Source organism: Chloroflexus aurantiacus J-10-fl, from assembly GCF_000018865.1.
In the GTDB taxonomy this organism is placed as follows: domain Bacteria; phylum Chloroflexota; class Chloroflexia; order Chloroflexales; family Chloroflexaceae; genus Chloroflexus; species Chloroflexus aurantiacus.
This window is the reverse complement of record NC_010175.1, coordinates 1,510,583-1,532,057: the sequence shown is the minus strand read 5'-3', so window position 1 is coordinate 1,532,057 and position 21,475 is coordinate 1,510,583. Positions and strand designations below refer to the sequence as shown.

The following is a 21,475-nucleotide window of genomic DNA, read 5'->3' as shown; positions in this document are numbered from 1 at the left end:
AGTTCATGGTCTCTACCGTGGCTACATCTGCCCCACAGACAAGGCTACCAGGGCCACTCCGGCCAGGCTACCTGCCCCGATGAGGATGACTCGCAGCGCAGCCGGCACGCTAAAGCGCGGAAAGCGTCCGTTGAGCCACCGTAATCCCAGTGTGGTGATGATACTCCCAATCCCAATCACCAACAAGCCCAGCCACACTGGCAGCACTGCTATTGGGAAACCGGCCAGCCAGATGGTGGCAATGAGTGCCGCAGCCAGTGTATCGCGGGCGAACGTCAGCGTTGTTGCCGCCCGGGTGGAAAGACCTTCCGTGATCCCCTGCGGGCCAAGTGATGGTTCAGGGCCGAATGGTCCCCAGTTGATAGCTGCCGGCAGGCTCAGGAGAGCACTCACCAGGACGAAGCCGTGTCCGCTTAGTGACCAGCCATTGAGATTGTCGGCGGCGGCCAGGCCGGTGGCAATACTTCCCCACAGTATCGCCCGTGCCAGCATGCCGATTTGCGCTTCCCGTAGCGCAGCACGGACTGTACGAGGTGCACCTGCCATCAGGGCCGGCAACAATGGTAACCATGCAGCCAGTTCAAACAATGCCCAGCTACCGATCCAACCGAACGGTAATGACCACGGATGCCCTGGCCAGGTCAAACCGGCCAGACCCCCACCGATCAACGCCAGCGATGTCAACCCCAGACCGCCGGTGAGATCAGGACTGACGATCATTTTACCGGGAAATGGCAGTGGCCGACCGGACAGGATTCGATAACCGATACTTAACCCTATTGCAAATAATATACCCGGATATAGCAAAAGCGCAACCAATCCGGCTATAACTACGTCAGTCGTCAATTTTGCCTCCCATGACCACCGGTTATCCCGAACTCAGTGCTGCCAGGCTGCGCACGGCGGCTTCAATCGTGGTCAGTAATGTTTGCGGGGTCATCCCAATCACCAGCATAGCTGCTATCAACCCAATAATCAGCCATCTGGCAGTCCACGGCTCTGGTGAGAGCCGAACGGGCGAGGGACGGTCGACCTCAGTTTCACCCAGCAGGCGCGGCTCGACTTCGATGGCCTTACTACGCGATCCAATCAGGTACTGGACGGTCAGTTGGATCAGGGTCAGTGTCGCCAGGCTCATTGCCGCCACCAGAATGAACACCTCAACCAGACCGGAGTCAGCCGCAGCTTGAAGCGCCAGCAGGTAGGCGCTTCCGCCTGGTGATGGCAACCATCCCGTTAAGGCCAGGCCACCTGCCAGTAATCCTGCCCCGGCGACAGGGCGTTGCCAGATCAGGTCGTTGTACGACTCGATGGTGCCACCGCCAATAGCATGTTCCAGCAGAGTCAGGCTGATAAGTACCGTTGTGATGGCAAGCGCGATATTAATTGCACCGAAGACGGCTCCACTTAGCCCAATGAGTGACAGAGATGCAAAACTGTAGAAGATAACACCGCAATGGCCGGCAATCAGATAGGCCAGCCGTTGGCGCAGTGAAGCAGCGGTAAGCGCCAGCGCACTGCTCAGTAAGGCACTGAACGCAGCCCCAATGCGTAGCACAGTCAGGGCCTGCCCGCCTTCAAAGAGCAACGCAGGGTAACTTTGCAGGGTGAGCAGGAAGACGAGCAAACTGGCCGGTACCGGCAAAGCAATGATCAACACTGACGCCAGTGAACCGGCATAGGTAATGAGATCGACCAGCCATGCGTGGAAGGGTACGAGCGCCAAACGGAGGGCAAAACCGGCTGCCAGCAACGCCAGGATAAAGCGAGCCGGTGAAATTCGACCTGGTAGTTCGCCCGGTCGGAATAGATCGGTGAGTACGTAGGCGGCGTAGAGCAGGATGCCGGCAACTACCATTAACACCAGATACTTCAGCGCGGCTGCCAGTATCTGCCTGCTTACCAGCACACCTGCCCCGACCGGCAGATCGACAATTGCCAGCACCGCAGTGAGCGCGATTGCCACCAGCATTAAAGCCGTCACAAACGAGTCTTGCATGAGCAGAATGGCAACAGTTTGGGCGATGATGAGCAGGCCGGTTGCGCTGAAGTTCTCGCCGTGTGGAAATACCCACGCCGCGATCAGCACCACAATCCCTATGCCCAGAAAGAGAAACAGAAAAATCTGGTGCAATGGGCTGAGTAGCATGGTAACGCCGAAAACTCGCACCGGGTCATCTACTCGCACCTGTATTGCGAGCAATAGTTCAACAATCAGCGTGCCAATGCCCAAACCAACAGCAATACGTGGCATGCGGCGCAGCAGAAAGGTGCTAAACGCCATACTAATTGGAAAGAAGATGAGCAGCAGGTATAGCATAGTTATCCGCGGTATAGCTCACTGATCGTAAGCGTCTTCAACCGCCCGTAGACTAATCCGGCCAGGTAGGCAATGGCCAGCGCCAGCAATATCTGCACAATACTGAGGAGCAAGAGTGGCATGATCTTCAGTCCGCTCGCGGTTGGGGCACTGATAACCGCACTGTACAACAGATCGATACCACTCGTGCAGAGGAGCATCCCCAGGCCGATCTTCAATACATCGTTTGCGGTTGCCATTGCTAGCACGCCACTGAGAACCAGCCAGTACCAGGCAAAATCGAGAGTGGGGCTGGGGGCAATCGGATAGATGATGGGTAACATCAGGCTGGCAGTCAGTCCAGCGACCCCCGATAAGAACGGTAGGAGATATTCATTCAGGCGGGTCGATTCGGTTGAACGCTGCCGGGTTGCAGCTCGTAACGCACGTCGTAATTCGGCCTGCCCAAATTCATCGAGGTTTTCCAGGCCGTAGTCGCGCGAAAAGGTCAATGCTGTAACGGCAAGAATCAGCGCAGCACAAACACCGGTCACCATCTTGATCAATGCCAGCGAGCTAACGTTGAATTGGGTGAAATCGGTCGCGATGAACGGCTGTTCGTTGAGCAGGCCGGCCAGGCCGAAATAGTTGAGCAACAGCAGCCCAACGGTCAGGCGCCAGTCGCGTAATAGTAAGATGCCGCCGGCTGAGATACCGATCACGATAATCCAGGGATCTATCGCCATACAGTGTTGTCCTTGACCAATCCGATCTTGAACGTCTATCCGAACAAGCTGCAACGGGTTTTATTTTGAGTAGGTGAAGGTTACTCTTCACCTATCCGGGCCGCGTCTTGTTACCGGGTTTCTATTGCGCCATCAGAAACAGGATTGCCAACAGGCCAATCATCACCCCAAATAGATAATACCGTTGCTCAAAGATGATCATAATGGTATGGAGCGAGCTGCTTACGCGGTCGATCCCATGACCGAGAAGGCTGAATAGCCGACGGGCATCGGCCAGCTCGCTCATGCCCTGCAAGAGTTCTCCCATGCCTTGCCAGGTTGGACTGACTGCCGGGTCTTCAGGCATACGCTCTGTCTGGTAGGGATTGGCCTTGCGTAACAGGAACCAGCTTATGACGCCGGTCGCGATGGCCGTGCCGATAAAAGGCCAGGCAAGTGGTTCGGCAGGCATGACCGGTGGGGCGAACGGTGACCAGCTCAGCCAGAGTGGCCAGGCCAGCCAGGGCACAAACCCGGCCAGGATCAAGGGGATCAGGATCGGCAGGCTTAGCATACCCTCTGGCCAATGTGTATAAACTGGTGTTTTCCCCTGCCAGCAACGAATGAGCAGTGGCAATCCGGCGGCAAAACCGATAACTGCCGCAGTCATCAAGGGGCCAATAATCCACACGTGATGGCTGGTGGCGGCCTCTATCAGCCAGCGCCATCCCCAAAAGCTCCAGGTCAGCGGTAGACCGGTTGCGGCTGCCGTTGTCACAAGCCAGATCAGGCCAATGAACGGTAGTTGTGCTGTCGGTTGCTTGCCATCGAGCAGGTCGGAACCTTGCAGTCGTTCAATCGCAGCGCAAACCAATCCGCCGGCAACGGCGTGGAGCTGGAGCGACAACAACAGGGCCGGTGCTGCCAGACCAGCTAACGGTTCATTGAGGGCAGCCGCGCATACGACCACTCCTGCCTGCAACGCGCCGTGGCGAGCGACCAGATCGCGACCGGACTGCGCATTGAGGGCGGTGAATGCTGCCCCCAGTGCCCCAAATGCGCCAACAGCAGCCATGATGAAACCGGTTGATGCCGGCAAAGGAGGTATCTGTGGCAGGAAACGAACGATAAAGCCAAGCCCAATAGTGGGCAGGGTCAGTCCGCTCATGAGCGCAGCCACCAGGGCCGGTGCCGCGGTAAAAGCACTGCGCGCACCGCCAAAGGGAGGTGCTCCGGCCAAAGCCAGCGCACCGAACAGCGCCAGTCCGACCAGCGTAGTTGGTGGCAGGGTGTCTGGAGGTAAGGCGGCGCTCGTTGCAATCAGACCTGTCACAGCGACCACGGCTAGCCCGCCGGCAATCAAATGGGGCGGTAATTGATCAGGTGCTGGATCAACGCCTGCGGCAATCAGCGCTCCATGAGCGGCAATCACCGCCAGTGCCCAGCTCAACGGGGTCAGAAAGCTGAGCGGTGGAATGGTTAAGCTGAGCAGGGCGGCAGTCAGGGCCAGCAAGAGCCAGCCGAACAACGCGCCAAATCCCTCTACCTCCGGCGGTACAACCACGGCCAGGGCCAGTAAGCCAAGGGTGCCCCCAACCAGGAACATGACCGCAATTGCTCGTTCACTCAGTTCGGGCGCTGCCGGCAGAACGAGCGATAATGCACCGATACTCGACAGCGGTTCTGCCGGGGTCGTTTCTAGCGGATTGGCGATGACACCAATAGCTGCCAGGCCGGTCGCCAGCGCGGCCAGCAATGCCAGACGGCGGGTAATTCCAATCCGGGCCAGCCCAAAACAGAACACGGCACCTGTGATCAGGCTGATAAAGCTAGCGATAAGACCCATGCATCCTCGATATAACAACCCGGTACTCCACCGGGTGACACACTACATAGACACGGCTCTGCAATGCGGCATCAGGGTTCTGGACACTAACTACGTCCGATCAGGTAGGTTGCCGACTGCCAGCAAGCCGTACAGGGATCGGTCGAAATGGCGATCAGCATCACATCATCAACCGCTGCCTGCTGCAACAGCGAGCGAGCCAGCAATCGATCAAGCTGTGGCGCAATACCAATCTCCACCCCGGTCAAACGCTGACCATCGCTACGCACAGTATAGCGCAATGAGCCACGCGGCGCTTCAACCGTCACCGTTGCTTCGCCGGCCACCAACGGAACCTCTTCATACACGTTGCCAATTGGGAGATTCTGCAACCAGCGGACAACCAGCCGCAACGACTCTATTGCTTCGAGCAACAGAACCACTGCCCTGGAATGCACATCGCCACCCTCCTCGGTTACCAGTGCCGGGGCCAGGATGTTGTAAGCAGCATAAGGTTCCTGAATGCGGACATCAGTGGCAACCCCACTTGCTCGGGCCAGTGGGCCGGCCAGACCAAACTGCCGGGCAGCGGTTGGCTGCAACACGCCAATATCTACCGTGCGCGCCAGCAGTGAGCGGCGTGGAATGCTCTGCTCGGCAACCGCTATCATCCTCGGCAATAAATCGTTGATGGCCTGAGCCGTTTCGGCTAGCGCCGATTCACTGGGATCAGCCAGCAGGCCGCCTGGCCGAATCAGCGCGGCCTCGTCATTGCCAGAGAGTTTCAGCGCGATCAAGCCCAAACGGGTCGTTAACCGGCTGAGCCGGGCCGCATCGGTCAGGCCGAGCGCAGTTGCCAGTGCCGCCAGCGTATTGATGTGAGAGGTTGCGCGTTCCAGTTCGGCCAGCATAACGCGCACCGCCTGCGCACGGAGCGGTGCGGTGACGCCGGCGAGTTGCTCGATAGCCAGGCTGAATGCCAGGGTGTGGGCCACATGACAATGTGGGCAAACCTGACGTGCAGCCTGCAATGCGCCTGTTATTCCCCCTTGCATAAGACGCCGGGCATACGCCCCATCACCGACCGAAGGGCGATACTCAACATCAACAATGCGCTCACCCTGAATCGTCAGCGTCAGGCGCTCGCTATGCCAGGCTCCTGCAACCGGATGGAGTGTCAGTTGGTACTTCAAGCAACCTCCTTTTTCTGTCGCGGCGCATTATACCACGCACGTCTCATGTGATATGCCGGTAGGTAAGTCGGACACACACCGGTACCCAGAGAAGTCCGGCTTCCGTACCCTGGCCGATAGGGGCGCACGTCCGCCCCTATGTCCTGGACATCCACCCGCCACATCTGTCCGCTCGCAAGAGGATGGCAGCCCGCCGGTACCGAATCGAGCAGCGCCGGCGGCCATCACGGGGCAAATCACGCACTGGATTGGCTGCCTTGCCCGCTCGTCATGCGCGTGTCGCCTTGTTTGGCGTGCGGCAGCCACGCTGCCGCAGCAGCCGTGCCCACGATCAGGCGTGGGTCACGCCGTTCACCCTGCCGGTCGCGGGGATGCTATGTGATCTTGTCGCGATCATGCATTTGTCCATCTCAAACAGGTTGGAATACGCTGATCCAACCCTGGAGTCTGCTATCAACCCGCCGATCCACCCTGGGTGGGTATGCGTATTAGATGCATCGTGGTACGGTATCTCTGCATCGAGCTGACCTCCGATGCCACGCCAAACACCTGTTGCCGTCAGCATTAGCACATCGCCAGGTGTCTTTTGGCGTCTCGTGCGTACAACCAGATATGTCGGGTGGAGGGGAACGATGTTTTTGTGCATGGACTACACACCGCACGCTTGCAATAAGCGAGTTGCTGTAACATATCAACGTGAAAGTGAACATCCTGTGGAATACCGGTTATTTGTCGCCAATCAAACACTGCATATCGTCTTTGACGATGCTCGTAAGTGGAGTGGTCATATCCTGCGCCCAACCGATGGCCTGGAGGCGTCGTTTAGTAATCGTATGTGCCTGGAACATCTCATCGAGGGTTTGATTGGCCGACGAGCGTGGCCACAGTATCGCAGCCAGGTGCAGACGATTCTGGATCAGTTTCATGTGTAGTATCGCCGTCGTTTTGCGAGAACGGCCTGGAAGAGAGCAACATCAGCCGCTCTTCCAGGCCGTTCTGATCCCATTCCTGGCCGTACCGACAATTATTCGTAGCGCGAATTAATAATTTTGTAATCGCTCATCGCTACCTGTTCATCGCCACCACACATTAGCCCGGTATGTTTATACCGGGCTACATTGCTTACATCATTTCCCGCTCAACACACATCTCATTATTTCCTCAACTAGCGAAGGAGAATCTATGCGACCACGATGGATCGCGCTTGCTCTGGGAGCAATCTGGCTGCTATTGGCGACGATACCAGCTATCAGTGCAGCGCATACATCATCAACACCGGTGCTTGATACATCGGCGGGTATCAGTGCCCGTTCCTCGCTGAACAGTATGATTGGCGAGAATGACGAGCGGATTAGTGATGTTGCACCGACACGGGATGCGTTTGAACCGGACATTGCCTACAACCCGGTGACCAATCAATATCTGGTTGTCTATGCGCGTCCTCGTGAGGGAGGTGGCTCGAATGAGTTCGAGATTTATGGGCAGTTTATTGACGCAGCGACCGGTGCCTTGATCGCACCTACGGCATCCGGGGCTGAAGTCAGTGGTACCGCTTTTCGGATCAGTCGCAACGGCAATGATCGCTCGACTGACCCCTTCGATGCCTATAGCCCCGTCGTGAGCTATAGCGCACGTGATAACGTGTTTCTGGTGGCATGGACAGCCGACAATACCAATCCTCTGATTGACTGCAACAACCCGGATGCCGGTCGGGCCGGTTATCGTGCCGCCGGTGCCTTTGAGATCTATGTCCAGGTTGTGACTGCCGATGGCGATCTCCTGATCCGCGATGAGTGTGGGAATCCCCAGGATGACCGGATCACCGAGATCAATGTGTTGTTTTACCAAAACAATTTTGAAAGCCGTAACCCCGATTGGGACGCATTCTCGCCAGCGGTTGCCTACAATAGCCAGAATGGCGAATTTCTGATCTGCTGGTCTGATGACCGGGCGAATGGGTTTCTTTCGCAACCGTTCGCCGAGCAGGGTGGTGAGTTTGAAATTCGCTGTCAGCGTTTTTCGCTCGACCCCCATCCCACCCGGCGCTTTGTCGGTCAGATTGGGCCAAACGATTTCCTCATCAGCCGGGCTGGTTTTACAACCTCGGCTACCGGTTATGTGCGACCCGACTATGATGCAGTGACGCCAGCGATTACCTACAACAGCGTAGATAATCAATGGTTTGTGGTCTGGTCAGCCGATAACAACGCCAGCGGGGTAGAAGATGGCGAGTTTGAGATTTATGGTCAGGTATTGGCTGCCGACGGCACGCAGGCTCATTTGTTACCCGGCATTGGTGCAAACTATCGCGATGATCATCGGATTAGCCAGATCGGGGAAGCTACCGGATGTGATAATGCCAGTTGTGATGCCTATCGACCTGCTGTAGCCTACAATCCTGACCGCAATCAGTATCTGGTTGCGTGGTTCGGTGATAACGTCAACGGTTTTGACGAGGTGTATGTCAGTTTGCGCCAGCCCACCGGCTTCGGGACGAGTGTCAGTGGGCAACAGGTCAGTTTTAGCTCTAATGGTACTGACAACCGCTTCAAGGGACTTGATGTTGATGTTGCCTATGATCCGTTCAATCAGGAATGGCTGGTAATCTGGCGCGGTGATCCCAGCGTGAATGATCGCTTCGAGATTTACGGTCAGCGTCTCGATGCTGACTCTGACGGGAGTACGCCGCTGGCAACGATTGGCGCGAATTTTCAGATCGGGACGACGCCAGCACTGGCACCAACCGCGTTTCAGGCAAGTTCGAGCGGCTTAGCCCGTCCATTACCCGGTGGCGAAGTAGAGATCGCCAGCTCGACCACGTTGAATCCGGTGAACTGGCATCGCGTTGCGCCGCGACTTGCAGCAACCGGTAGTGGACGCTTTATGACCGTCTGGGCCGGCTATCTGAACGGTGTTGCGGCTGATCGACAGTTTGAGATCTTCGGACGCCGCCTGAGCTTTGTGCCGCCGACCGTATCAGCAGTCGTGTGTAGTGATGGAGCGAGCACGACGCCATTGCAAGATGGCGATGTCGTCAATGCCACTATCACCGAACTCAGCCTCATCTTTGCCGAACGTTTGCGCAACGGTACCGATCAGGCAAACTATCGGTTGTGGTCGGGCGATCTTCCCTCATGCAGCAGCACCGGCAGCAATCTGATCGCCAGTGTATCGGTCAACGATGCGACAACGACCATTGTTCCTACCATTCAGCCTCTGCCGGATGGTCAATATACGCTGATTGCCTGTGCCACGTTGAGCAGTGTCGGTGGTATTGCACTGGGTGACGATGTATCGCTCACGTTTACCATCGATACAACTCCACCGACGCTCGTTTTGCCGGAAGAAGTTACCGTTGAAGCAGAGACATCTGCCGGTGCAGTAGTGACATTCTCTGCCACTGCCAGCGATGCGGTGTCCGGGACGGTACCGGTGAGCTGTACGCCGTCCAGCGGCAGTACCTTCGCGATAGGCACGACGACCGTCACCTGTACTGCCAGCGATACCGCCGGTAATGTGGCGAGTGGCAGCTTTACGGTGACGGTGGTGGACACGACAGCGCCAACCCTCACCCTGCCCGGCAACCTCACCCGTGAGACGAGCGGGCCGGCAGGCGTGGTAGTAACCTTCACCGCCACCGCCAGCGATGCGGTGGCTGGGCTGGTACCGGTGAGCTGTACGCCATCCAGCGGCAGCACCTTCGCGATAGGTACGACGACGGTCACCTGTACTGCCAGCGATACTGTCGGCAATGTGGCGAGTGGCAGCTTTACGGTGACGGTGGTGGACACCACGGCGCCAACCCTCACCCTGCCCGGCAACCTCACCCGTGAGGCAAGTGGGCCGGCAGGCGTGGTAGTAACCTTCACCGCCACCGCCAGCGATGCGGTGTCCGGGACGGTACCGGTGAGCTGTACGCCGTCCAGCGGCAGTACCTTCGCGCTAGGTACGACGACCGTCACCTGTACTGCCAGCGATACCGCCGGTAATGTGGCGAGTGGCAGCTTTACGGTGACGGTGGCGGACACGACAGCGCCAACCCTCACCCTGCCCGGCAACCTCACCCGTGAAGCAAGTGGGCCGGCGGGCGCGGTAGTGACATTCTCTGCCACTGCCAGCGATGCGGTGGCTGGGCCGGTACCGGTGAGCTGTACGCCGTCCAGCGGTAGCACCTTCGCGATAGGTACGACGACCGTCACCTGTACTGCCAGCGATACTGCCGGCAATGTGGCGAGTGGCAGCTTTACGGTGACGATCACGCCACCGGGATCACCGCCGGTTGAAGCACCGCAACATCGTCTCTTCGTACCCGTCATTGTGCGCTGACAGCAATCTCTGGGGCCGAAGCCGGGCTTCGGCCCCTATCAACGTCGCAATGCAAAAGGGCGGGAATGTCAAATGAGAAGCAACAGGGTACACCAGATCAGCGCGTTACGTGCACACTGCGTGCAGAGAACATGCTGGAGACGTAGCGGTGCGCTCACCCTGTCCGCCGTCACCCCGCTACCACACCTGCTTCAACCAGAAACCGCCCAACACGGGCGCGGAAGGCATCAGGATTACGCCAGGCAATCAGATGGCCGGCCTCTGGTTCGTAGACAATGCGGGCACCGCGAATGCCGGCAGCTACCGCCCGCGCCTGTTCGTCGGGAACGAACGGGTCTTTGCCACCGTGAAAAATAATGGTCGGCACCCGAATCTGGTCAAGGCACGGTGTGACCAGTGCTTCCTGGGCGGCCAGTTGCTCGATCACCGACTCGACGCCGGCATTGAGAATCGGCCACCAGTCGGCACCGTGCTGACCTGCCATATAACGGTGCCAGCTCGGCGACATACTGGCTGTGGCGTGGCGATGCGCCTGATAGGTGGCTGCGGTTACCCGGGCAAACACCCCGTCAAGAATGAGAGCTGCGATCAGATCGGGGCGAATACAGACCGCATTCAAGGCACTGATCCCACCGGCACTCATCCCGAAGACCGGTACCGGTGTGTGGAACAGACCGGCCAGCGCATCGGCCACCGCCTCGCCTTGCATTTGAAAGTAGCGAGTGGTAAAGAGATCTGGCGGACGCGCCGAACCACCATGACCAAGCAGATCAAACGAGTAGACTGTAAACTGATCGGCAAACCGTTGCGCCAGCCGCACCTGGGTGGTCGCGCTATAGGTGTTGCCGTGAAGCAGTACAAACGGTGCACCCTGACCAACGGTGAGATAGTGCAGTGGGCCATGACGGGTAGAAATTGTTGACACTGAAATTCACCTCTAAAATTACAAAATTACGATTAAACGTAGTATATTAACATTTACTCAACTAATTGTATCAGCTTATCTCCAGAATAAACCGTGGCTCTTCCCTGTTTGGCTGATATATTCCCAGTTTCTGCCACCCAATGATATGACAAACAATTCAACAAACATTACGTTCTTATAGTACTATAGTCCTGCTAAATAATAGCCCAAAAGGTATTGGCAATATGGTCGCAATGTCTTATAATTCGATGAGAATTTATACCTGCAGGCGTTCGTTTCGCTCCCGCGAACTGATCTTCCTGGGAATAACACACGGAGAAAATTCATGCAACGTCGCACCACAATGATGACCTTGCTGATCTGGGTCACAGCCTTGTTGTTGCCTGTATGGTCGAAGGATACCACTCAGGCGGTTGAACTACCACCCGCCGGTTCAGTGTTCTACCTCCAGACTTCAAGTCCAAATCGTGCACTTGGTATCGGCGACTGGTACACAAATTCGACAGCGGGCGATGGTTATCACTACATTACCCTGCATGTACCATGTGGCTGGCCTTCTGGTACGCCCATTTATGTCGATCTGTTCCATCCCGATCTCAATAATACATCAGGTGCTGGTGTGGCTGATGAAATAACCACTGCCGGTAGCACCGTATTTGAAATCTACCAGCCAGGCACATCACTCAATCCGGCAACCAATCCGACAGCGCCGGGGCCAGGTGCCCCTGGGTCACTCCAGCAGACAATATACACTTCGGGTAGTGTTGGGCCACAATGGAACCGGTTTTACACCATCGACGTTGGCAATACAGGCTGTGGTACCTACATCCTGCGTGCGCAAACCAACGGGAATGCTGACAATAGCTGGCGCCTCCGGTTTGGTGCGGATAACGATAACAATCCAGCTACTGATCCATTGCCCAACTACGACAATCCTGATGGTCAGCCTGGTACGGGTGATGAGCTGTCGATTGGGATGGCTTACACAACGTATCAGCACAGTGGTGCTGGTGCCCAATGTCTGACTCTGTTTGAGTATGTTGCCCCTGGTCAACCCACTGTCACATTTCATAATTTTGACATGGATGGGAATGTGCGGGTCAGATACTACGCGCCGAGTGCTACGTTCGATGCTAGCGGATTGACAGGAGGAAGCGCAGGTACCGTGTCAGGTGCGACACGCTGGAATGGCAGTACCAATGCAACACGTGCTGGTGATGTTGTTAATAACCCCGAACCAGGCTGGTGGCGCATTGTGAGCTGCGTTAACAACAATAATCAGTTCATCCAGGAAGGTCAGTCAAGTGTTCCAGTGTATCTTGAGCCACCGCCGGCCCCAGGCTTGACCCTCTCGAAAACGGATGGGGTAGACTTCGCTGCGCCGGGTGAAGTGCTGACTTATACTCTGACCTTCACCAATACCGGCAACGGTATTACTGCCCCTGGCCCGGCCTACAACGTTGTGCTGATCGACACGCTGCCGGCGGATGTGATATTTCAAGGTTGTGTGGCACCGAACGGCACATGTACGCATAGCGGCGACCCCTTTGGAGGTACGGTTACGTACACCCGTACCGATCCTCTGAATCATAACGCCAGCGACACGATCACGATCACGGTGCAGATTAATCCATCACTTACCTCTTCCGTCACCCTGACCAATACTGCCGTACTCGATTATCGGGATGGCTTTGGCAACCAGTATCCACAGCTCCAGGCGACCGATACGACGGTTGTCAATCAACCACTGCTGCAATTGAGCAAGACGGACGGCTCAACCGTAACTGCTCCAGGGCAGGCATTGACCTATACGCTAATATTCACCAACACAGGTCTCGCTCCGGCATACAACATCACGCTGAGCGACACGTTGCCGCCGGAGGTGACGTTCCAGAGCTGTAGTGTGGGCAGTCTAGGTGGAACCTGTAATGCGAGCGGCAGTACTGTGACCTTTAACCTCGCCACCCCACTCGCAGCCGGGGCAAGTGCCAGCGTGAGCATCACCGTGCAGGTGAACGCTACTGTGACCGGCCCGACCACGCTGACCAATACCGCGACACTCGACTATACCGATGTCAACGGCAATGTCCGTCCGTCGGTGAGTGCGACTGACCAAACGCAGGTACCGGCACAGCCGAACATTGTGCTGAGTAAGACCGACGGCTCGACGGTCACCGCCCCCGGTCAGAGCCTGACCTACACGCTGACCTTTACCAACACCGGCGCGGGTGATGCATACAACATCACGCTGAGCGATAACTTACCCGCCGGTGTGACCTACCAGAGCTGTAACCTCGGCAGCCTGAGTGGGACGTGTAGCGAGAGCGGTGGGGTGGTGACCTTCACCCTGACCAATCCACTCGCAGCCGGGGCAAGCGCCAGTGTGAGCATCACCGTGCAGGTGAATACCACAGTGACCGGCCCGACCACACTGACCAATACCGCGACGCTCGACTATACCGATGTCAACGGCAATGTCCGTCCGTCGGTGAGTGCGACTGACCAAACGCAGGTACCGGCACAGCCGAACATTGTGCTGAGTAAGACCGACGGCTCGACGGTCACCGCCCCCAATCAAACGTTGACCTACACGCTGACCTTTACCAACACCGGCGCGGGTGATGCATACAACATCACGCTGAGCGATAACTTACCCGCCAGTGTGACCTACCAGAGCTGTAACCTCGGCAGCCTGAGTGGGACGTGTAGCGAGAGCGGTGGGGTGGTGACCTTCACCCTGACCAATCCACTCGCAGCCGGGGCAAGCGCCAGCGTGAGCATCACCGTGCAGGTGAATACCACAGTGACCGGCCCGACCACACTGACCAATACCGCGACGCTCGACTATACCGATGTCAACGGCAATGTCCGTCCGTCGGTGAGTGCGACTGACCAAACGCAGGTACCGGCACAGCCGAACATTGTGCTGAGTAAGACCGACGGCTCGACGGTCACCGCCCCCAATCAAACGTTGACCTACACGCTGACCTTTACCAACACCGGCGCGGGTGATGCATACAACATCACGCTGAGCGATAACTTACCCGCCAGTGTGACCTACCAGAGCTGTAACCTCGGCAGCCTGAGTGGGACGTGTAGCGAGAGCGGTGGGGTGGTGACCTTCACCCTGACCAACCCACTCGCGGCGGGGGATAGCGCCAGCGTGAGCACGACGGTGCAGGTGAACGCCACAGTAACCGGCCCGACCACGCTGACCAATACCGCGACGCTAAACTACACCGATAGCGCCAATCAGCCGCGCCCACAAGTGAGCGCGAGTGACTCAACACAGGTACCGGCGCAGCCGACCATCGTGCTGAGTAAGACGGATGGGTCAACCGTAACTGCTCCAGGGCAGACATTGACCTACACGCTGACCTTTACTAACACCGGGGTGGGTGATGCGTATAACATCACGTTGAGTGACACCTTACCCGCTGGCGTAAGCTACCAGAGCTGTAGTCCAGCCTGTAACGTGAGCGGCAGTACCGTGACCTTTAACCTCGGCACACTCGCGGCGGGGGCAAGCGCCAGCGTGAGCATCACCGTGCAGGTGGACACCACCGTGACCGGTCCGACCACGCTGACCAACACGGCGACGCTGAACTACACCGACAGCGCCAACCAGCCGCGCCCACAAGTGAGCGCGAGTGATAGCACCTACGTGCCTGGTCCAACCACAGTTGACCTTATCAAACGGGCATCCCTGGTTGTCGATAGCAACAGTGATAATCTGGCCGGGCCGGGTGACGTTATTGAGTACACCCTGGTGCTGACCAATACCGGCCCAGAGATTGCACTCCGGCTGAATGTCAGTGACACGCCCGATGCAAATACCACGCTCGTCGTGGGCAGTGTGGCAGCGACGCCGCCAACTGCGGTGATTGTGAGTGGCAATACTACCGGCGATGCCGCCGTGGAAGTCACCTTAGACGAGCTGGCTGTGAATGCGGTGCTAACCATTACCTTCCGGGTGCAGGTAAACAATCCTCTACCCGACAGTGTCACTGAAATCAGCAACCAGGCCACGGCTACGGGCGCGAATATCTCCTCAACGCCGAGTGATGATCCAACGACCACCGATCCTGACGATCCGACCCGTCTGCGCACGCCGCCACCCGGTGGGCCGCCAACCGCTATTGTGCTCACCGAGTTACGTCTGGTTACATCCGGTAGTGGCTGGGACATCGTCTGGACAACCGGGGCTGAAATTAATACCCGTGGCTTCCTGATCTATCGCTCAACTGCTGGCCGGGATAAAGCGCAATTGTTGACACCAATCCCAATTCCGGCGCGAGGCAGTACGACCAATGGTGCCAGTTATCGCTTCAGTGATACCACTGCGCTGACCGGGGTGGATTACTCGTACTGGTTGGTCGAAATTGAACTGGATGGTACCGTCAATGAGTACGGCCCGTTACAGTCTCGTGGTACGATAAGCCAGCAGCATCGCTATTTCATTCCGTTGATTGGGCGATAGGGGAGCGAACCATCATGAGAGACCAGTTCTGGCGTTTAGTACCAATCGTTATCGGAGGGGGAATTCTGCTGGCTTTTCTACTGACGACACCGTTCGGGGCAGTTACCGCGGCGCCACCGCTTAGCATCACTGAAACGGGCACGGCTGAGCCACCGACGCGAACACCAGGCACGACCACGCCGACCACCAGCGTGGGCACCACCACCCCAACCACCGGTGTGGGTACCACCACGCCGACCACCAGCGTGGGCACCACCACGCCAACTGTGGTAGTGCCACCAACCAGCACACCAACCAGTCCACCGGTGGTGCCACCAACCAGCACACCGACCAGTCCACCGGTGGTGCCACCAACCAGCACGCCGACCAGTCCGCCACCAGATGCGCCTGGTTCGAGTCCCGATCTCGTTCTCAGCAAATCGGTTTCACCTGGGGTTGCCCAGGTAGGCGATCAGGTCGTCTATACGTTAACGCTGAGCAACATCGGTGGAGCAGCAGCCAGTGAAGTGGTGGTTGATGACCCCTTACCGGCATTTCTCCGTCTGGTCAATGTCAGTGCCTCAAGCGGTACGGTGCAGACCGTCGGCAATCAGGTCACGGTGAGCATTCCGGTGCTTGCCCCCGGTGAAAGCGTGACTATCACCATCCAGGCCGAACTGATTGCCGCCCCACTTCCGCCGGAGAATCGTAATGTGGCATCGGCACGCACCAGCAGTAGCGAAATCACAACGGACAACAATACCAGCAGCGCGACTCTGTTGCCTGCGCTTCCCGATCTGATCGTTACGAAAGAGGTAAACCCGGCTATCGCTCAGGTTGGCGACAACGTTGTCTATACCATCACGGTGCATAACATCGGTGGGGCGCCGGCCAGTGATGTGACGCTGAGCGATAATCTCCCGCCGGTGTTGCGCCTGATTGGCGCAACTACCACCGTCGGCGATGTGCAGACGAACGGCAATCAGGTGACAGTCACTGCACCAACGCTTGCCCCTGGCGACATCATTGTCGTGCAGGTGACGGCACAGGTGACTGCACCACTCACCTCAGCAAATTCGCTCAATACGGCTACGGTGCGCACCAGTGGTGGTGAGATCACGACGGACAACAATACCGGTAGTGTAACACTCGGTTCGCCGCCGGCTTCCCTGCCCCAAACCGCAGGCGATGTGTCGCGTTCGTTGCTGATCCTGATGGGTCTGGCACTGCTTGCGATTGGTATTGGCGCGTTCGTGCGCCGACGTTCATATCGTTAGGAATTCGGAGTTCTATGCGGCGTCTTTGTCTCTTCTTTGCTGTTGCCGCACTTTTAGTAGTGGCTGCGCCTGCAACCTGGGCGCAGCCATCCACCGGCCTGATCCTGCACCAACGGCCCGATGGGGTTGAGATTGTCTGGACGGCAGATCAGTCATCTGAGCCGCAACGATTGTTACTCTACCTCACGGCGGATGCTTCACCGTCGCCTGTCTTGCGCGAGTTGCAAGACCAGCCACTCAATAGGCCGCTTGCCCTACCATCCCTGCCCACTGTGGTTGTCGATGGCGAGCCGCGCCCACCGCTGCCGTCATTCGCCCCAGCACCACCGACGGCGCCCCTGCGTCTGCTCGGTGAAGGTTATCGGCAAGGCATGCGGTTGGCCCTGTATGAAATCTCTCCCTATTACCGGGCGCCCAATGGCCCCCGGCAGGCGCTATGGCTACGGGCATTTGTCGCCGGAGCAATGCTGGCTCCAACCCATCATCAGCCGGCAGTGGGTCTGAGTAGTGCCCCGCTGCCCGACCCGATTGCGACACGACCGGCCTGGACAATCGATGTCTCGGCGGAAGGTATCCAGGAGATTGATGCGAACACGTTGCGTTCGCTCGGCCTCGATCTGGATCAGGTCGCGCTGACGCAATTGCGCCTCTACCGTGCCGGGAGAACGCTGCCGCTGGAACCGGTGATCGGTGGCGCGAGCGTGACCGCCCTGCGCTTCTACGCACCTCCCCCCGGAGATCGCTGGTCGGCGTCTGATCGTTACTGGCTCACGGTTGAGCCGGGGGCCAGTCTGAACCTGATGGCCAGCCGAACCGCGCAGCCACAGGCCGGTGATGTACCGGCAGGGATCACCGTGAGCGGAAGCGGGCCGGATGAAACGCCGACCATCTATGAGTCGACGCTGGCCGGTTTTGATGGCGATTACTTCTTTCGCCGTCAGCTCGATGCCAGTGCAGGCGCACCGGTCAGCACGACCCTGACGATCACCCCAACTCTGCCATTCGCCACCAGTGGCTCGATGCAGGTAACGTTTGAACTGGCCACGCTGGTGCGGCACAGTGGTACGCATCGGCTGCGGGTGGCTGCCGGGAACGGCTGGAGTACGTCGCTGGAGTGGAGCGGGCACGGTAGCCATCGCGCCGATATAACGCTGCCGTCGCCGACGACGGTGCTCACGCTGACCCTCGATCCGATCAGTGGGATTGACCGCATCTATCTGGATCGGCTCCTCTACCAGGCGCCGGCGCAGATTAACCTCACCTCTGCCGGTGCGATCTTTAGCGGTCAGGCCGGGCGTTTTGCCTATCCGCTTACCGGCATGGCGCCTGGAAGTGCGGTGTACGACATCAGTGATCCGTACCAACCGGTGCGGTTGCACTTTAGCGGTACAACCTTTGCCGATGATGCACCTGCGCCACGTCGCTATCTGGTGACCGGTTCGGCCACACTGCACACACCGCTGGTAGCGCGTCACAATCCGGTTGATGTGACGACCCCACGGCAGGCGCGGGCGATCTACATTGCGCCGCGAGCGCTGATTGGTGAACTGGAACCTTTGCTTGCCCGTCGCCAGGCCCAGGGCTGGTCACCGCTAGCCATTGCCGTCGAAGATGTGTATGCCGGTTGGAGTGGTGGCGAACCTGATCCGCGGGCCATCCGCGATTTTCTGCGCTACGCTGCCGCGACCTGGTCGCCTGCTCCAGAGGCGGTGATTCTGGTTGGTGATGGCAGTTCTGACCCACGCGATTATCTGCGGCGCGGCTGGCCGACACTGATTCCGCCGTATCTGGCCGAGGTAGACCCGTGGTTGGGCGAGACGGCCTGTGAAGTCTGTTTTGCCCAACTGGACGGTGATGATCCAACGGCTGAAACCCTCTTTCAGGCCGATCTCTGGATCGGACGCCTGCCGGTGAAGACTGCGGAAGAGCTGCGTCGGCTGGTCGCAAAAATGCTTGCCTACGAGCAGAGCCGGGGTGCCTGGCAACGTCATGCCGTCTATCTGGCCGACAATCCCGACAGTAGCGGTGATTTTGCGGCTATGCTCGACGATGCTATCGGCTTGCAACCATCGCAAACAAGTACTACTCGCGTCTACTACAACCCGGATGGCGGTGAGGGCAGGATTGCTGATGCCAACCTGGCGCGTCAGCAGGCATTTGCGGCCTTCAACCAGGGTGCCGGCTTGCTTGTCTACGCCGGTCATGGCTTGCAGTTTCAGTGGGCATTTACGGCTTTTGGTGTTGACGAGCCATTTCTGCTCAACGTCGATACGGCCACCGATCTGCGCAATGGTTCGGCGTTGCCGGTTGTGTTGAGTATGACGTGTTTGACCGGCGCGTTTCAGCATCCCTCGTTTCGGGGCACGACCATTGATGAAGCCCTGGTCTTAAATCCTGACGGCGGTGCGATTGCCGCCTGGAGTTCCAGCGGCTTCGGGGTCGCTTACGGTCATCGTCAACTGCTGTTGGGCTTTGTGGAAGCTCTCTGGAGCTGGCACGCAACCTCGCCACCGCCGCTCGGTCACCTGGTGGCTGCCGGTTATGCCGAACTGGCCGCCAGTGGCGAGGCGCCGGCATCGTTGCGGACATTCCTGTTGCTCGGCGATCCGCTGACACCGGTAGCGGCGCGGCCACTCTACCGGGTGGATGTGCCGCTGCTCCAGCGCTGAGCAGTTTCGGCTGCGAGCGTGTTCGGTAGATAGGGCTTAAAGAAGCCATGAACGCCCTCACCCCCGGCACCTCTCCCGCGCAGCGAGAGAGGGAAGAGTAGAGGGCTGAGATCACATCTGAAAAACCATCCACGGCGCGTGATGCAAGACATTCCCATTCACCGCATCCCTTGTGTGGTAAGGTGAACGGGTAAAGACACCGTCTGTAGGGGCGGGTTCTAAACCCGCCCCTACGGAACCCGCCTCTCCGTCATCATCCAGATGAGGTGTCCCCTGGGAGCACGAGCCTCCGGCTCACTCACCACCCTGCCTGCGCAGATGAATCCCGCCCCCGCTGGGGACAGGTTGGGGTGGGGGCGGGTGAGGCCAGGGGCGTGTCGCCACGCAGTGCTGCAACCAGCACCAGCCTGATAGGGAGCGAGTGGGCTGGTGCTGCCGCTGCATGCGATGGAGCGTGAACCGAATTTGTGCGTCTGTGCCGATCCATCAGCGGCTGCCTGGTGACAGTCCGGCAGTACACCAGCGCGATTCTGATAACCTGAATGACACCCGGTATCAGTCAAGACTTACGGATTGGTCGCCGGTGCTTCTGCCGGTGGTGCTGAAGGGTTATCTGCCGGTGTGGCCGGTCGGGTCTGATCGACGCGCAGCCAACCCACATAGCGCGTGTCACCGACACGTACCATTGCCTCGTACCAGTCACCCTCCTGATTAAAGACAAACACTCGACTATCTGGCGGAGCCTGGACGAAAATTCGCGCCTGCGCCGATGGCGCTGCACGAACTGCTGCCTCAACACTGGTGTAAAGAATCGGCCATTCGGGGGGCAGCAAGGCAGCACCGTCATTTGGATCGCGCTGATTGAGATACTTCAAAATCCCTTCGGCAATCCCCCGTGCCGCCAGGTCTGGCCGGTCGACGATAATCGTCCGGTCGGCAGCATTGGTTAGAAATCCGGTTTCGACAATAATGGCCGGCGTAGTACGGGCAATCGCGTGGGTATGGCGACGGTAATTGAAGGCGTAGTAGCCGCGCATATTGATCGTAATCCCGTTGCGATCTTCCGGCAGACCGGTAATGACACCGTAGGTCGAAGCTACTGCTTCCATCAATGCCCGACTCGCGGCTGAGGTGCGCCAGGGCGTGGCAATCTTCCAGCCGCGGGCCCCAGCCGTAGAACCGTCGGCGTGAATGGCGACAAACGCATCAGCATCGTATGAGGGTGGAACCGTCGCCGGCAGCAGATCAACCTCAACTCCAGCCGCAACCAGGATGTCACGCACGCGGATCGCAATTGCCTCATTAACCTCGACCTCGCGAATGTTCTGCCAGTATGTTCCGGTTGACGTTCGCAAGTGGGCCAGTTCTTCCGGTAGTTCGTTTGAACGTAAATGACCAATCTGCAAACCGACCCGCGGGGGTGTGCCGGGTGGCCGTGGTGTCGGGGTGGGGATAACACCCGGTTGAGTGGTTGGTGAAGGAACGACCGGTTCGGCCACCAGATCACTCACCGGTGCAGCCTGGGCAACCCGTTGTGGCGTTGCAGTTGGGGATGGGAACGGTGTCGGCAAGACCATTGTTGGTAACGCAGTGGCAGTTACCACCGCTGCCACTGCAACCGACGATGGTTCAGCGGTCGGCACCGGTTGTTGAATCGGTGTGGCCGATGAGCAGGCGGACAAGACCAGCAGGTAGATTAGAATAGAGATCATTCTCGGTTTCATGCCGGTATCATATCATTGACTTGACAATTGTTGTTTAAGAATTTGCTGAGAGC

General features: G+C 58.1%; 12 protein-coding genes. 5 read left to right on the top strand and 7 right to left on the bottom strand.

Going from position 1 to position 21,475, the window contains the following annotated elements:
- Nucleotides 1–21: 21 nt before the first annotated feature.
- From CAUR_RS05750 to CAUR_RS05730, 5 genes are all read right to left on the bottom strand, one after another.
- The gene (locus CAUR_RS05750) at nt 22–846 is read right to left on the bottom strand and encodes a hypothetical protein (RefSeq protein WP_012256985.1); all 825 of its coding nucleotides are present in this window, start codon (nt 844–846) and stop codon (nt 22–24) included.
- Between the two features lie 22 nt (nt 847–868).
- Nucleotides 869–2,320: a proton-conducting transporter transmembrane domain-containing protein gene (locus CAUR_RS05745; RefSeq protein ID WP_012256984.1), complete on the bottom strand. Its 1,452-nt coding sequence runs from the start codon at nt 2,318–2,320 to the stop codon at nt 869–871.
- A 2-nt stretch (nt 2,321–2,322) separates the two neighbouring features.
- Complete coding sequence (locus CAUR_RS05740) at nt 2,323–3,045, bottom strand: hypothetical protein (protein ID WP_012256983.1); 723 nt, start codon at nt 3,043–3,045, stop codon at nt 2,323–2,325.
- Between the two features lie 121 nt (nt 3,046–3,166).
- Nucleotides 3,167–4,870, bottom strand: coding sequence for a proton-conducting transporter transmembrane domain-containing protein (locus CAUR_RS05735; RefSeq protein WP_012256982.1), 1,704 nt, complete (start codon nt 4,868–4,870; stop codon nt 3,167–3,169).
- Between the two features lie 86 nt (nt 4,871–4,956).
- Nucleotides 4,957–6,042, bottom strand: a complete 1,086-nt coding sequence (locus tag CAUR_RS05730; protein WP_012256981.1) for an NADH-quinone oxidoreductase subunit D-related protein — start codon at nt 6,040–6,042, stop codon at nt 4,957–4,959.
- A gap of 713 nt (nt 6,043–6,755) precedes the next feature.
- Here CAUR_RS05730 and CAUR_RS05725 point away from each other — a divergent pair.
- Both CAUR_RS05725 and CAUR_RS05720 read left to right on the top strand, forming a co-directional pair.
- Complete coding sequence (locus CAUR_RS05725; RefSeq protein WP_242605077.1) at nt 6,756–6,974, top strand: hypothetical protein; 219 nt, start codon at nt 6,756–6,758, stop codon at nt 6,972–6,974.
- A gap of 250 nt (nt 6,975–7,224) precedes the next feature.
- Nucleotides 7,225–10,368: an HYR domain-containing protein gene (locus CAUR_RS05720; protein ID WP_012256980.1), complete on the top strand. Its 3,144-nt coding sequence runs from the start codon at nt 7,225–7,227 to the stop codon at nt 10,366–10,368.
- Between the two features lie 169 nt (nt 10,369–10,537).
- Here the strand turns inward: CAUR_RS05720 and CAUR_RS05715 are convergent, their stop codons facing one another.
- Nucleotides 10,538–11,293 (bottom strand): alpha/beta fold hydrolase, encoded by a 756-nt coding sequence (locus CAUR_RS05715; RefSeq protein WP_012256979.1) that lies wholly within the window; start codon nt 11,291–11,293, stop codon nt 10,538–10,540.
- Nucleotides 11,294–11,618: 325 nt separating this feature from the next.
- Here CAUR_RS05715 and CAUR_RS05710 point away from each other — a divergent pair, with 325 nt between their 5' ends.
- The 3 genes from CAUR_RS05710 to CAUR_RS05700 are packed head-to-tail and all read left to right on the top strand — an operon-like array spanning nt 11,619 to nt 19,698.
- Nucleotides 11,619–15,773, top strand: coding sequence for a COG1361 S-layer family protein (locus tag CAUR_RS05710; RefSeq protein ID WP_012256978.1), 4,155 nt, complete (start codon nt 11,619–11,621; stop codon nt 15,771–15,773).
- Between the two features lie 14 nt (nt 15,774–15,787).
- Nucleotides 15,788–17,029: a DUF11 domain-containing protein gene (locus CAUR_RS05705; RefSeq protein ID WP_012256977.1), complete on the top strand. Its 1,242-nt coding sequence runs from the start codon at nt 15,788–15,790 to the stop codon at nt 17,027–17,029.
- Between the two features lie 14 nt (nt 17,030–17,043).
- The gene (locus CAUR_RS05700; protein ID WP_012256976.1) at nt 17,044–19,698 is read left to right on the top strand and encodes a C25 family cysteine peptidase; all 2,655 of its coding nucleotides are present in this window, start codon (nt 17,044–17,046) and stop codon (nt 19,696–19,698) included.
- Nucleotides 19,699–20,264: 566 nt separating this feature from the next.
- Here CAUR_RS05700 and CAUR_RS05695 read toward each other — a convergent pair.
- Nucleotides 20,265–21,410 (bottom strand): N-acetylmuramoyl-L-alanine amidase, encoded by a 1,146-nt coding sequence (locus tag CAUR_RS05695; protein WP_012660607.1) that lies wholly within the window; start codon nt 21,408–21,410, stop codon nt 20,265–20,267.
- Between the last annotated feature and the right edge of the window lie 65 nt (nt 21,411–21,475).

Bases quoted from the DNA above. Each gene is read 5' to 3' on its own strand.
- CAUR_RS05720 (WP_012256980.1), top strand. From the start codon at position 7,225: ATGCGACCACGATGGATCGCGCTTGCTCTGGGAGCAATCTGGCTGCTA.
- CAUR_RS05740 (WP_012256983.1), bottom strand. From the start codon at position 3,045: ATGGCGATAGATCCCTGGATTATCGTGATCGGTATCTCAGCCGGCGGC.
- CAUR_RS05705 (WP_012256977.1), top strand. From the start codon at position 15,788: ATGAGAGACCAGTTCTGGCGTTTAGTACCAATCGTTATCGGAGGGGGA.
- CAUR_RS05695 (WP_012660607.1), bottom strand. From the start codon at position 21,410: ATGATCTCTATTCTAATCTACCTGCTGGTCTTGTCCGCCTGCTCATCG.
- CAUR_RS05745 (WP_012256984.1), bottom strand. From the start codon at position 2,320: ATGCTATACCTGCTGCTCATCTTCTTTCCAATTAGTATGGCGTTTAGC.
- CAUR_RS05735 (WP_012256982.1), bottom strand. From the start codon at position 4,870: ATGGGTCTTATCGCTAGCTTTATCAGCCTGATCACAGGTGCCGTGTTC.
- CAUR_RS05710 (WP_012256978.1), top strand. From the start codon at position 11,619: ATGCAACGTCGCACCACAATGATGACCTTGCTGATCTGGGTCACAGCC.
- CAUR_RS05700 (WP_012256976.1), top strand. From the start codon at position 17,044: ATGCGGCGTCTTTGTCTCTTCTTTGCTGTTGCCGCACTTTTAGTAGTG.